13 protein-coding genes and 1 pseudogene are annotated in these 12944 nt (G+C 44.9%); 5 read left to right on the top strand and 9 right to left on the bottom strand.

Annotated elements, in window-relative coordinates:
- Positions 1-64: 64 nt before the first annotated feature.
- The 5 genes and pseudogenes from KW548_23005 (at position 65) to KW548_22985 (ending at position 5422) form a co-directional block, all read left to right on the top strand.
- Positions 65-1213 (top strand): S-(hydroxymethyl)glutathione dehydrogenase/class III alcohol dehydrogenase, encoded by a 1149-nt coding sequence (locus tag KW548_23005; protein ID QXX08488.1) that lies wholly within the window; start codon positions 65-67, stop codon positions 1211-1213.
- A 67-nt stretch (positions 1214-1280) separates the two neighbouring features.
- Positions 1281-2120: an S-formylglutathione hydrolase gene (gene fghA / locus KW548_23000; GenBank protein ID QXX08487.1), complete on the top strand. Its 840-nt coding sequence runs from the start codon at positions 1281-1283 to the stop codon at positions 2118-2120.
- 202 nt (positions 2121-2322) lie between these two features.
- Entirely contained in the window at positions 2323-2724 is a 402-nt protein-coding gene (locus KW548_22995) for a hypothetical protein (GenBank protein ID QXX08486.1), read from the top strand.
- A gap of 114 nt (positions 2725-2838) precedes the next feature.
- On the top strand, positions 2839-4518 hold the full coding sequence (locus KW548_22990) for an RNA pseudouridine synthase (GenBank protein QXX08485.1): 1680 nt from the start codon (positions 2839-2841) through the stop codon (positions 4516-4518).
- Between the two features lie 153 nt (positions 4519-4671).
- Positions 4672-5422: pseudogene (locus KW548_22985) on the top strand (transporter substrate-binding domain-containing protein).
- Between the two features lie 80 nt (positions 5423-5502).
- Here KW548_22985 and KW548_22980 read toward each other — a convergent pair.
- The 9 genes from KW548_22980 to KW548_22940 form a co-directional block, all read right to left on the bottom strand.
- The gene (locus KW548_22980) at positions 5503-5943 is read right to left on the bottom strand and encodes a hypothetical protein (GenBank protein ID QXX08484.1); all 441 of its coding nucleotides are present in this window, start codon (positions 5941-5943) and stop codon (positions 5503-5505) included.
- Positions 5944-5980: 37 nt separating this feature from the next.
- On the bottom strand, positions 5981-6289 hold the full coding sequence (locus KW548_22975; protein QXX08483.1) for a hypothetical protein: 309 nt from the start codon (positions 6287-6289) through the stop codon (positions 5981-5983).
- Complete coding sequence (locus KW548_22970; GenBank protein ID QXX08482.1) at positions 6282-6935, bottom strand: hypothetical protein; 654 nt, start codon at positions 6933-6935, stop codon at positions 6282-6284. Before KW548_22970 ends, KW548_22975 begins: the two co-directional genes overlap by 8 nt.
- A gap of 146 nt (positions 6936-7081) precedes the next feature.
- Positions 7082-8710 carry an endonuclease gene (locus KW548_22965; GenBank protein QXX08481.1) on the bottom strand — a complete coding sequence of 543 codons (1629 nt, stop codon included), beginning with the start codon at positions 8708-8710 and terminating at the stop codon, positions 7082-7084.
- A gap of 430 nt (positions 8711-9140) precedes the next feature.
- Positions 9141-9755, bottom strand: coding sequence for a LysE family translocator (locus KW548_22960; protein ID QXX08480.1), 615 nt, complete (start codon positions 9753-9755; stop codon positions 9141-9143).
- 1 nt (position 9756) lies between these two features.
- Positions 9757-10203: a DUF1353 domain-containing protein gene (locus KW548_22955; GenBank protein QXX08479.1), complete on the bottom strand. Its 447-nt coding sequence runs from the start codon at positions 10201-10203 to the stop codon at positions 9757-9759.
- A 59-nt stretch (positions 10204-10262) separates the two neighbouring features.
- A complete protein-coding gene (locus KW548_22950; protein ID QXX08478.1) occupies positions 10263-10640 on the bottom strand; it encodes a RidA family protein in 378 nt (125 codons plus the stop codon).
- 185 nt (positions 10641-10825) lie between these two features.
- Positions 10826-11626: a hypothetical protein gene (locus KW548_22945; GenBank protein ID QXX08477.1), complete on the bottom strand. Its 801-nt coding sequence runs from the start codon at positions 11624-11626 to the stop codon at positions 10826-10828.
- 144 nt (positions 11627-11770) lie between these two features.
- The gene (locus tag KW548_22940; GenBank protein ID QXX08476.1) at positions 11771-12814 is read right to left on the bottom strand and encodes a nitronate monooxygenase; all 1044 of its coding nucleotides are present in this window, start codon (positions 12812-12814) and stop codon (positions 11771-11773) included.
- Positions 12815-12944: the final 130 nt, after the last annotated feature.

Genomic DNA, 12944 nt, shown 5'->3' with positions numbered 1-12944 from the left:
GCGAAGAGTTCCTCGTCTACGCTTACAACGTCATAAAAAACAATTAAATATCAAGGAAAATCCAATGGCACTAGAGATCAAACCGGGTCAAGAGTTTATCAAATCAAAAGCAGCCGTAGCTTGGGCGGCAGGTGAACCGCTAAAAATGGAAGAAGTCGATGTACAACTGCCTAAAAAAGGTGAAGTGTTGATTCGCATCGTTGCAACTGGAGTTTGTCACACTGATGCTTTTACGCTTTCTGGTGATGATCCTGAGGGTATCTTCCCATCCATTCTTGGTCACGAAGGTGGCGGTATTGTTGAAATGGTTGGTGAAGGCGTTACCAGCGTTGAAGTTGGCGACCACGTTATTCCTTTATACACTGCCGAGTGCGGTGAGTGTAAATTCTGTACTTCAGGTAAAACTAACCTATGTCAGGCAGTACGTGAAACTCAGGGCAAAGGCCTGATGCCAGATGGTACAAGCCGCTTCTCTATCAACGGTGAAACCATTTTCCACTACATGGGTTGCTCCACTTTCTCTGAGTACACGGTTCTTCCAGAAATCTCATTGGCAAAAGTGAATAAAGAAGCACCACTTGAAGAAGTCTGCCTTCTAGGTTGTGGGGTCACAACTGGTATGGGCGCAGTACTGAACACGGCAAAAGTACAAAAAGGCGACACGGTTGCTATCTTCGGCCTAGGCGGTATCGGCTTATCTGCAATCATTGGTGCACGTATGGCGGGTGCCAGCCGCATCATTGGCATCGATATCAACGAGAGTAAGTTTGACCTAGCAAAACAACTTGGCGCGACAGACGTCATCAACCCTCAGAAATTCGAGAAGCCAATTCAGGAAGTCATTGTTGAAATGACCGATGGAGGTGTAGATTACTCATTCGAGTGTATCGGTAACGTCAATGTGATGCGTCAAGCGCTTGAATGTTGTCACAAAGGCTGGGGCGAGTCGGTAATCATCGGTGTTGCGGGCGCAGGCCAAGAGATCTCAACTCGTCCATTCCAACTCGTCACTGGCCGTGTATGGCGTGGTAGTGCGTTTGGTGGGGTTAAGGGGCGCTCTGAGCTTCCAGAGATTGTTGAACGCTACATGGCGGGTGAATTTGGCCTTCAAGAATTCATTACCCATACTATGGGCCTTGACGCAGTCAATGAAGCCTTTGACCTAATGCACGAAGGTAAGAGCATCCGTACTGTTATCCATATGGATCAGTGAGCCTAGATTTAGTCGTTAATAAGTCGCCACATCACCTGATGCGGCGACTTTATCTGAGAGAATTTCAATGAGTTTATCCAACATCAGTCAGAATAAAGTCGCAGGCGGTTGGCACAAGCAATACACTCATGCTTCTGCCGCGTTAAATTGCACGATGCGTTTTGCTATCTTCCTCCCACCAAATGCAAGCAAACAGTCTCCCGTTCCCGTGTTGTACTGGTTGTCTGGGTTGACCTGTAGCGATGAGAACTTCATGCAAAAAGCCGGTGCTTTCAAGAAAGCGGCAGAACTAGGTATGGCCATCGTTGCTCCAGACACCAGCCCACGTGGTGAAGACGTTGCTGACGACCAAGGCTATGATCTGGGCAAAGGCGCGGGGTTCTACCTCAATGCCACTCAAGAGCCGTGGTCTGCGCACTACCATATGTACGATTACATCGCTCAAGAGCTCCCTAGGGTAATCGAAGCTAACTTCCCAGTCTCAACGGTCAAAGCCATTTCTGGCCATAGCATGGGTGGACATGGCGCGCTCACCATTGGTCTGAAAAACGCTGAGCAATTCACGTCAATTTCTGCCTTTAGTCCAATCTGTAATCCAATCCAATGCCCATGGGGTCAGAAAGCCTTCAATGCTTATTTGGGGAACGACTTTGAAAGCTGGAAAGAATATGACTCTAGCGAACTTCTCAAACTAGCCAAGTCACCTTTACCTATTCTTGTCGATCAAGGTGATGCCGATAACTTTCTTGTTGAGCAGCTAAAGCCTGAAACTCTGGTAGCCACAGCGGAAACCCACGGCTCCGATTTAGAGCTACGCATGCAGACCGGGTATGACCACAGCTACTATTTCATCGCTAGTTTTATTGACGAACACCTGATGTTCCACGCGAAACACATGTTCAAATAAACACTATTCACCGAAGAAAATCCTCTCAATACTTTCTGTTGCGGGGATTTTTCCGGTCAAATCACGATATCGACAAACTTCGAATGCTGACCTGTTTTGTTCAATCGATATCAATACAATAAAGTAGCGTATCGGTCGACGGTCCGTTTCTTAATAGGAGTTGTGGTAAACTATCCCCTCAAATTAGATAGCGAATAACACCATGTCTAAAGCCAAACTTATAATCATCATATTCATTTCGGCTCTGAGCTTGCTCCTTGCTTACGTTTTTATCCCAACACATGTTCGCCTTGGGCAAGAGATCGTCAACCGCCCCATCGCCGAAGGCGTTCAGCTGGTCGGGTACAAAGCGACATCCACCGATCCCAAAGATGGCAAGCTCAATCATTATTTTCTGCTAGCTCAAGGGCAATCGGCAAAAGAGGCCCAGCCCTTTCTTGTTACGTCTGATCCTTTTATTCGCGTGGAAAGTGTTGTCGACAATAAACTATACATCACCATCACTGGCCGAGTAGTAACGTTCAATAGCGACTTATGGATCACTAAAACGGACGGTACCGCACATCACTGGTTAATAAGCGCCAACATTAAGTACATTCGATAGTGTTTCAGCTTCAGCCCGAGCTGGGCTGAAGGCACTTCGCCTTCTATACTGGTAATCACACTCCAAACAGGTACAATCTCGCCTTCTGTTTTTTCGTCACGACGGCAAGCTGAAATGCATCAACCTGAAAATTTGTTTACTCCGTTCAATACCCCAATTGATGGTTATAGCTTGCCTGACAAGTTCACCTTCCCGTTTTTCTATCAGCCGCACCCCCTGTGCGAACTTGCCGCACAAGAATTACAGCAGCACTTAGTTGAGCAAACATACTGGCAGCATAATTTTGGTATCGATGGAAGCCAAAGCGGGACAGGCAAAATGTTTGGTGTACTGCTGGTAGAGTCACTTGAGGGCAAGATCGGTTACCTTTCAGCCTTTTCAGGCAAGATAGCAGACAAGAACATACTCCCAGGCTTTGTTCCACCTGTTTTCGATATGCTGGCAGAAGAGAGTTTCTTTCGGGCAGAAACCGCTGAAATCATGGCGGCGAATAAGAAGTTCAATCAATTAAAAAGCAACCCTCGCATTGCCGAGCTGACTTCTAAGATAAAACAACTCACCTCTGAGTATCAGCAGCAAGAGCAATTGCAGCGTGAGTCAATGATTGCAGGCCGAGCTGAACGCAAAGCACAACGTAAACTGGCTGAATCCTCATTCGCTGGAGAAGCACTGCAAAACAGGCTTGATGAACTGGCCAAACAAAGCGTCGCGGAAAAAAACGTGCTCAAATACCTCAAGCTGGAGTGGGATGACAAAATTGCCGTTTTACAACACGAACTAGATGAATTAAACATCAACTTAAATGCATTGAAAGAGGAACGCAAAAGCCTGTCTAACACATTGCAAAACAGGCTGTTTGATAACTACCGCTTTCTAAATATCAGAGGGGAAGAGAAATCCCTCAATGCGATTTTCAAACCGACCAATGCCCCTGTACCACCAGCAGGCGCTGGCGAATGTGCTGCACCAAAACTGCTGCACTTTGCCTTTAAACATGGTTTTAAGCCGCTCGCATTAGCCGAGTTCTGGTGGGGTGTGTCGCCTAAATCAGAAGTTCGCCAGCATGGAAAGTTCTACCCTTCGTGCCAAAGTAAGTGCTTCCCCATTTTGGGTCATATGCTCGAGGGGATGGACGTTGATGACAATCCGCTCGAAGAAAACTGGGCTGAAGACAAAGAACTTGAGATCTTATTTGAAGATGAAGCCATGGTTGTCGTCAACAAGCCTTCAGGGCTACTATCAGTGCCCGGAAAAACCATCAAGGACTCAGCATACACACGCTTGCAACAGCGCTACCCAGATGTTGAAGGCCCCTTTGTGATTCACCGGCTGGATATGGCGACATCAGGGCTGCTGGTTTTTGCTCTAACAAAGCGCGCGAACAAGAGCCTACAGAAACAATTCATTTCACGCTCAGTGCAAAAGCGCTACGTCGCATTGCTTGAAGGAAAGGTAAACCAGTCCAGTGGTCAAATAACGTTACCAATGCGTGGCGATCCTGATGATCGCCCCAGACAACTCGTCTGCTTTGAGCATGGGAAACCAGCTGAAACCTCTTGGGAACTGATTGAATCTCGTGATGGGCGCTCCAAACTGTACCTTTACCCCAAAACCGGTCGAACACATCAGCTCAGAGTGCACTGCGCTCACCATCTTGGGCTTAATTTACCTATGGTTGGCGATGGTCTCTATGGCCAACGTGCAGATAGATTGCACTTACACGCTCAGCGATTAATGATCGAACATCCTTACACTAAACAACCCATGACTTTCGAAGCTGACAGCGAATTCTAACCCTGATAAAAGCACCAATAAACGGTGATTTTTGATTCACCACGTGGCGGTTTCGAGTCGAGTATCGCCTCAATCGCCCTTAAACTTTTTGGTGATATCCTTATCAGCAACTATTCTTTTATTGAATCTATTTGCATGTTTAAGGAAGAAAAAATGCGCAGTTTAACCAACACCTTTTTGTTTCTGGCCGTTTCTCTACTCTTTACTAGCCTAGCTCACGCTAACACCGTTAAGCTCGCCAACGGTGAATGGGCGCCGTACATGTCCAAATCGCTTAAAAATGGAGGCTTCATGACTCAGATTGTCAAAGAAGCCTTTGAAGCAGAGGGCTATCAAGTTGAGTTTACTTATATGCCATGGAAACGTGGCTTCGAAGAATCCAAAGCAGGAAGTTTTGATGGTTCACTGATATGGGGTAAAAACCCTGACAGAGAACAGTTTTTCCATTTTACCGACTCCGTTATCACATTAAGTACCGGATTATTCCAACAAAAAAGTAAACCGATAAACTGGAGTAAGAAAGAAGACCTTAAGGACTTCAAAATCGGCGGTGTCACTGGGTATGCCTATGGGGTAGAAGATATGGAAAAAACCGGGGAAATCAACATACAACGTATCGCTAGTGCCGAAAACAACTATAAAAAACTCAGCGCTGGCCGTCTCGACATCGTGTTGGAAGATATGGATGTGGGGATGGAGCTCGTCACCAAACTCAATTTAGCCGACAAAATAGAGCCCAATGCGAAAACCCTGTCTGCGAGAGATTATTTCGTGATCATTTCAAAAAAAATCACCTCGTGCGCAAGAGCTGGTTGATGCCTTCAACCGAGGACTGGCGAAACTCAAAGCGGAAGGAAAACTGGATGCGTATCGGGAAGCGTCGATTCGCGGCGAGTACAAATAACGCCTGTTGACTAGGCCAACGATGTTATATCAATAAAGGGATGGCAAATGCCATCCCTTTTTTGACTCATTCAATATCTATTAAGCCGTCTTTCGGATCCAAAGATAGGCACCAACGAAATAGCACAGAATCGTTGCTACGGATAAACCAAAGTTCTCAACAGTAGAAACTAGATCAGCGTTTAAAAATGCCGATATGCTCGTCACGATAACCGCCGAAATCGCTACATTCCTATAGATGTTAACTCGAGACGTTTTGGCGCAGTAATAACCTGCATAGCAAGATATCAAGCCAGCCAAGACTAAAAGTACCCACTGGACAGGAGATTGATAATCAAATTGAAACAGTACAGCTGCAAGCTGATTGGCATTCCCGCCAGTTTTGACTAGATAACCGGCATATCCCAAAATAGCAACAAATGCTAGTACCGTTGTTCCAATGATATCAATTAGGATGGAAACAATGATGGCCTTTACAGGCTTACCTTTTTGTTCATCGCTATTTAGGAGAGTGTTTTCCATCGAGCTTTGGTTCCTTTATTTGTTTGATAATTCGTTGTTACTTTTTTTTAACCCACCTCTCACCATCTGAATCAGTGAGGTAGCCGTTTCTTATTTTCCCTTGGGTAAGCCATTTTCCGTCAACATAGAGATTGATAGTGCTTAGTTTGACCTTATATGTCCCAACTGTTAACACTCCTTTTTGGAAAAGCTCAAATGAGTTATCTTCACGAAGCAAAATGTAATGCCCATCTTCTTCGGTATATTCATATTGGCCTTGATAGTCATAATCCCGCGTGGATTGACACCCCAACAGCCCAATTACACATAGAAATAGTAAACTTAATTTCAATAAACGCTTAGTCATTCGCTTCTCTTTTTTCAAGTACTTTCGTATAGACACGGAAATGGAAAATGCTGCTAAAAATCAATCCAGTCAAAGAAAGGACTTCTGAAAACCCTATAGAAACAAAATAGGCTATCGAATTTGATGGTTCTAACAGCGCAATCAAAACTTCCAGTATAAACAATGGCGCATTAATAGCGATGCCACCCAGTATCAGTGTTAATACAACACCGGATGTGATACTCCAACTCTCGCTCATAGACTGAAAAGTCGACCGCTTATTAAGAACAAACTCAAAGTCGGCAAAAGCATATTTCGCTATTAAATACAGTCCGGGGATGACCAACGCAATAAGACCTAAAACAATAGCAGTACCATACACGAGGTACAGAATTGAAAGTCTGAAACACTCGTTAAGTGTTACAGATAAGTCTCGAGTACCACCGGTAACGACTGCCGCCATGTATTTAATCAATCGACAAAATGTGTAAGCATGCGCAACCATAAATACAGCCACATACATAACGGAAAACAGATGAGATTCTTGATTCAACTCATGAGCCACAGAGAGTGCAGCCATCAGAAATATGAAAGGGCCAGTAATAATGAATATTGATCTGAAATGGTTTTTTAGGAAATAATAGCTTTCAAGCAAAAGCCTTTTCATGTGAACTGTCGTTAAAGCATAAGAATTTGGAATGCTTTATATCAAACCCATCAATAAATAACAATATTATCGAAAAACTAACTGCCTTTTGCTCTGCGAGCACAAACCCAAAGGCCTAACATACGTTAGGCCGTTGGGCATTTTGGTTAGTCTCCCCAGACCATGTTGACAAACTCTGGGTGGTCAACATACGGGTTGCGGTTACCTTGGAAATTGTACACCGCGTTGTTGCGATCAATTTCCTTCTGATCAACAGGGTCATTGGCATGCCAGCGTTTTAGCATCGCTAACACCCAAGGTTCAAATACTGTCGTGTTAGTACCGTTAAGCACAGCGTTAGAGTTATCGCTGTTCCCTTCCCAATTAGCGATCTCGTTTTCGTAGCGTGTCGCCATGTAGAAGTACGTACGGGCCAAATCACCTTTGAACGCATCAATCGGTTCAAACACCGTACCAGTGTACCCTAGGCTAGACACGGCAGAACCGACTTTTGAACCGTTCGAAGACGTGTAAGTGGCACTGCCCACTTCACCGAATGGCCAGTTGCTGCGTTGTGCATTCACATAACCATCTGTGGCGTACAAGTGGTGACCATCTGAGTTCATTGGCTCCACTTTGCCACCGAACCAACTCTTAGGGAAAGAGTGTTCGCGGTTGTAACAATCGCCCTCTTTACGATACTGGCCACATTGGTCCGTTACTTTAGTAAATTGAATCGAATCGCCGCCAGAGATCTTCTCCGAGTAGATATCGAGAATCGTGCCATCCTTCTCATAGTAGTTATCGATATCAGCGGTTTTAACCAAATTCCAGACGGCAGAGTAGCCTTGAGAATTATGGTTATTGATGATGTTGTAGAGCGCCGTTTTCAACGCATATCCTGTCTTACCTTCGGCTGATTTGTAGTAGTCACCGGGGGCTGGTGGCTCTGGATCAGGGTTGCCACTACCAAGCGTAAAGGCATGCTGGGAAGCGTTGGTAAACTCTCCGCCAGAGGCCAGTGTTTGACCGTTAGACGCTAGCGTGTAAGACCCATTGCCAGAGCTACAACAGATACCATCGCCATAGGAATCAAGGATTTCAAACACATACGACCCTGACTCAACACACATCGCCTTCTCATAGCTGGCGTTATTGCCGTAGTTAGAGCCAGAGAACAACGTCTGATTATTGCTGTTTTTCAGCGTCCAGCTTGTTTCAGAACCATAGCTGTCGGTCGTCAGCTTGAGAGAAAGGTCATGATGACTACAAGTGGCCGGAGGTGGCGTTACTGCACCATCAGATGGCTGGAAGTTATCGATGTAGACAACCTCTGAACCGTCAAAACCAGATTCATCATAAAAGCGCAGCCCAACATTAATGCTCTTGGTACTACTCGCCGTATACGAGTAAGCAATGTCCTGCCACTGACCCGTTTGACTAGGCACGCTGTAGTTTTGGTATCCATCCACATACAGGCGGGCTTTAACATTGCCTTGAGTATGGTAAACAGACACAGAGAAGCGATATGTCTGCCCCGATACCACACTCACAGACTGCTGAAAGTCCGTGTTGCTTTGGGTACCAGTATTGACCGTCACTTTTGCTGCACTGTTACCACTTTTAACAATGCTGGTTTCCTGTGACACCGAGATGCCACTGTCTATTGTGTTCCACCCTGTTGGAGAGGAACTGCTCCATTGTTCGAAATCACCATTGGTCATTTCAGCTAGAGCAAGTGTAGGGGTTAGAAATAGAGACGCCAGTAAGACGCTTTTATTCAACGGAGAACTCATCTTGTTTCCTTTTTATTTTATAAGTCCGAAATATAGATTAATCTTTAATCATTGAAATACTAAAACCTGAGTCGCAATTTTAAGCAATAGAATCAATAAGAATTCAAGAAAGTTTAATATTCCGCTCAATTCCAACAGATTTAACAATAAAAATAAGTGGGTGTTTAATCACAAAAAAGTGTGAACAATCTTCCTTAAAAAGAACATCAAGTGGAATAATGACCGATTCCAGTTGGTTAGAAAATCCAATGCGATTCTTAGAATAAAGTGATATTAAATAAATATTTCGACTTAATCGCTGAATGAGCACGCTTTGTTGCCCTGCTTAGCGTCGAATTCCAGACGTATTAAACCAGCCAAATATTAAACGGAATATAAAAAACCACCCGTGAAATGCAGGTGGTTTTATTGTTGGTAACAAGAAAAGTGGCTACTGCCTGCTTATCAATAAATTGGCCCCCGAAACGGCAAGAAAGGTGGCACATGCTCGATTAAATCGCTTCGCCATCTCAGGTCGTGAGAACCAATGTCTCAGATAGAGACCGAACAGTGCATAGAGACTGATCGCCGCCAGTTCAAGCGCTAAGAACGTCACTCCTAAGGTCAAGAACTGCTGATCCACGTTCGCCGTCACATCAACAAACTGAGGCAAAAACGCGGTAAAGATTAGAATCGCTTTGGGATTTCCCGCGGCGAGCGCAAACTCTTGCTTCGCAAGCCCAAAGTGGTTGCGAGTCTTATCCAACTCTGCCACTGGGCTGGATTGAGAGCGCCAGAGGTTAAACGCAATCCATAGCAGATAGACTGCGCCCACTAGCTTGACTGTAAAAAACAACACTTCAGAGGTATAGAGAACGACAGCCAATCCAGACGCGGCCAGAGCAATCATACAAGCAAAAGCGACAATGCGCCCCAACCCAGCGACCAAGGCAGTTTTAAATCCGTAACAGCGAGCATTGTTCATCGACAACAAATTATTTGGGCCTGGCGTCATATTGAGAGCGAAGCACGCAGGGATAAATAGCGCTAATTTCAACAGTTCCATATTATGTTTGTTCCAGTTTACTCGTCCATACGTTCGACATATGTGCATAACGAGGAGGTCTAAATTGTTCTGGTTTATTCTTATTCGCCCAAAATGCCGGGCCACCAAAGTTCTCTACTGCACGATAATACAATCTTGCACGACGTAAACGAAGCTTGCGAAGAAGACAGAACCCGCCCTTATGTTCGATAGTACGAATCATATTATTCAGAAAGACTCTGTCCGCTGCCTTTTTATCGTTGATATCCTTGCCATGATGGTACATCCAGTCATGAATGTTGCAGCTTTCTGATACTGAGAGCCCATATAAACTTTCCGGCACTAACTTTCCTTTCCAACCAGACGTACCGCATCCATTGACAATGAGTTCTCGCTCATCAGGTGTTGCCACCCAGTAACTTTCAGGGGCATACAGTTTCAAGTTTCCTCTGCTGCTCTTATCGCTCATTTCAGATCCTTATTATGCTTTGAATTACCTCTGATTAAGCCGGCGTTAAAGATAAAATCTTAATCACTTAATGCTACTGTGGCTTCGATCTCTATCTTCAAATCGGCATGAATCAGTTTAGAGACTTCAATCAGTGAGCAGGCGGGCAGTTGTCCGGCATAGAAAACAAAGAGCTGCTCACGAATTGCAGGGAGTAAACTGATGTCAGTGACGAAAATCGTCAGCTTAATTAAATCGCTCTTTGTACACCGCTCATGCTCCAGTATCCGATCGATCTGGTTTAAGACTTCAGCACTTTGCTCCACCAAACCTCTCGTTTGTGCGTCGGTACCAAAGGCCGTCAGTCCAGAAATGTATAGCGTCTTATTGTGTTTGGCCGCATGGACGTAGGGCCCTGAAATTGCGGGTAGAAAATCGTAGTTTAGTTTTTGTGTCATAAAAAGATAATCCTGAGTGATTGGCTAAAAGGGAAAGTATGAGTACATAGGTAAACCGTCATACCTTTTGACCCTCAACACGCTCAGCGTTGTGAGTTAAATCTCTCCAAATACCAACGCTCTATCGCCAGTCATTGATATAAAAAACGCCAGAATAAGGGGGTGTCCACGTTTGGCTTAACCGGTCAGCTAAGTTTTGATCGAATTATACTGACTAACGGTTTAATCACGTCTTTATCACTCCAATATTGGCCATGGCTAAATGGGTTCCATGATGCGATCAGACTTCCAGCATTAATGGGGTGATCGTCAACGATAGCATGGTATGAATCATCGAGTTGCCTCAATGGCCAGCCAAGGACATCATCTGGATCATAGTAATTATCCCATCTGAACGAAGGATGAGGCTTAGTGAAACAGTGCCTCTCTTGCAATCCAGCATTAAACAAAGGAATGTTACACCCTGTAGTGATGAGGTTCTCACACGTTTTTAATTTCATGAAGGATTCTTTGTTTTCACTATCAACATAATTCTCAAACATATTGAGACCATGTTCTGCGTCCCATAAATAATTTGAGATAACCTGGCAACCGAGCGACTGAGCAATAATGATCACTGGTCTGTTTTCATTCTCGCCAATATCAGCATATGCGTATTCAAGCGTTTTGAAGATTTCTTCTTGCACAGCGAGATACTTATCTTTTCGCCTGTGTGAGCTGTGCTCGAGCGAACCCGCATCGCCAAATCCATAAAGAAAAAACTGCCTCAATCGTGTGGCATGTAAATCATTGCTCGGCTCTGACATCATGGCTTTCCACAGATCATCTTGTGGTTGCTGTAAAATAGGCGCGTACTGAACATTGTGAAATGACACCTTCACCCATTCAGAGCCCAGTTCCTTTTTGAGTGCTTTCTCTAGCTCATCATAATAATCTAGTTTTACCTTCCCCATTCCATGTAATGTGATTAACGCTACTTCTTTCATTAAAAGTTCCTTGTTAAAACAGCGACGAACAACAGCCAGTCAACCAGCAAGCTTGCCCACTTCTATTGCTTGCCAAGAATCACGTGTGTGAATTTTCGTTTCCTGTGACGGAGCAGCACACTGCTCGTAAAACGCCAAGTGTATCTAGCCTGACTTCCCAGCCAGCTGCAATGTGAGATCTCTCGCTGAAATCTGTTTGCATCCTTGAGTATTTTGACCACACCATAGCGGTGAAAAGTCATCAAGACCCTGCTTTTCGGCACGGCAACGCAATTGAGATATCTCTATTGAAGCGTATGGAAACTCTGGCGCTCGCGCTGTCATACAACCCAGTTCACTCATAACGCGGTTCATGATCCCTCTGGCGGGTTTACCCGAAAAGAGGTTCGTTAACGCGGTATGCGAAGACTTAGCACTCTGTATTGCCTGTTTGTGAACTTCTGATGTATTAGCTTCCGTGCACAACAGATAGGCCGTACCAAGCTGTACCGCCGACGCACCTAATTGCATGCAAGCCAATACTGAATGGCGGTCACTCATCCCACCCGCAGCAATAACGGGGACCTTGACGCGATTAACCACTTGCGATACCAGTGGTACTAGCCCCATTTGGGTCGAGATATCACTGGATAGGAACATGCCTCTGTGCCCTCCCGCTTCTACTCCTTGAGCAATAATGCCATCGACACCATGTGACTCCAGCCAAAGCGCTTCTTCTACTGTGGTAGCCGATGAGACAACTTTGGTTCCCCAGCTTTTCACACGCTGTAATAAGTGTTTGTCTGGAAGACCAAAATGAAAGCTAATGAACTCAGGTAAGAAGGGTTCAATGGCATCAGCGATATCATGGCTAAAAGGCATTCGACTGCCACTAGCGGAAGACTCAGCTTGTAGTCCCAACTCGTCAAAGTAAGGCTGAAGTGTGTCTCGCCATATTATCTGGCGATCTTCATCGTAAGGCTTAGGGGCATGACAGAAAAAGTTGAGATTAAAAGGCTTACTCGTAGAGGCCTTGATTAATTCCATTTCGCTGACAATATCTTCAATAGTCAGCATACCGCAAGGGAGTGAACCTAACCCACCAGCCTCACTTACCGCAATGGCAAGAGCACTCCCTTGCACTCCTGCCATAGGGGCCTGAATGATCGGCAGCTCGGTACCTAGAAGTTGTTTGAAATCTCTATTCATCGTCATCCTTACTGAATTTGAGTTGTAAGGCCAAGTGTTGGGGTTATCTTACAAAACGTTGATGGGACAGACACTTTAGCAAGCTACTGAAAAGCATGAAATATAACAAACATAGCCATGCTCAATGAGT

It is taken from the genome of Vibrio neptunius (genome assembly GCA_019339365.1).
In the GTDB taxonomy this organism is placed as follows: domain Bacteria; phylum Pseudomonadota; class Gammaproteobacteria; order Enterobacterales; family Vibrionaceae; genus Vibrio; species Vibrio neptunius.
Note: the sequence above shows the minus strand (reverse complement) of the source record. Positions and strands in the feature narration are given on the sequence as shown.

Coding starts and splice junctions, on each gene's coding strand:
- KW548_23005 (QXX08488.1), top strand. CDS start 65: ATGGCACTAGAGATCAAACCGGGTCAAGAGTTTATCAAATCAAAAGCA.
- fghA (QXX08487.1), top strand. CDS start 1,281: ATGAGTTTATCCAACATCAGTCAGAATAAAGTCGCAGGCGGTTGGCAC.
- KW548_22995 (QXX08486.1), top strand. CDS start 2,323: ATGTCTAAAGCCAAACTTATAATCATCATATTCATTTCGGCTCTGAGC.
- KW548_22990 (QXX08485.1), top strand. CDS start 2,839: ATGCATCAACCTGAAAATTTGTTTACTCCGTTCAATACCCCAATTGAT.
- KW548_22980 (QXX08484.1), bottom strand. CDS start 5,943: ATGGAAAACACTCTCCTAAATAGCGATGAACAAAAAGGTAAGCCTGTA.
- KW548_22975 (QXX08483.1), bottom strand. CDS start 6,289: ATGACTAAGCGTTTATTGAAATTAAGTTTACTATTTCTATGTGTAATT.
- KW548_22970 (QXX08482.1), bottom strand. CDS start 6,935: ATGAAAAGGCTTTTGCTTGAAAGCTATTATTTCCTAAAAAACCATTTC.
- KW548_22965 (QXX08481.1), bottom strand. CDS start 8,710: ATGAGTTCTCCGTTGAATAAAAGCGTCTTACTGGCGTCTCTATTTCTA.
- KW548_22960 (QXX08480.1), bottom strand. CDS start 9,755: ATGGAACTGTTGAAATTAGCGCTATTTATCCCTGCGTGCTTCGCTCTC.
- KW548_22955 (QXX08479.1), bottom strand. CDS start 10,203: ATGAGCGATAAGAGCAGCAGAGGAAACTTGAAACTGTATGCCCCTGAA.
- KW548_22950 (QXX08478.1), bottom strand. CDS start 10,640: ATGACACAAAAACTAAACTACGATTTTCTACCCGCAATTTCAGGGCCC.
- KW548_22945 (QXX08477.1), bottom strand. CDS start 11,626: ATGAAAGAAGTAGCGTTAATCACATTACATGGAATGGGGAAGGTAAAA.
- KW548_22940 (QXX08476.1), bottom strand. CDS start 12,814: ATGAATAGAGATTTCAAACAACTTCTAGGTACCGAGCTGCCGATCATT.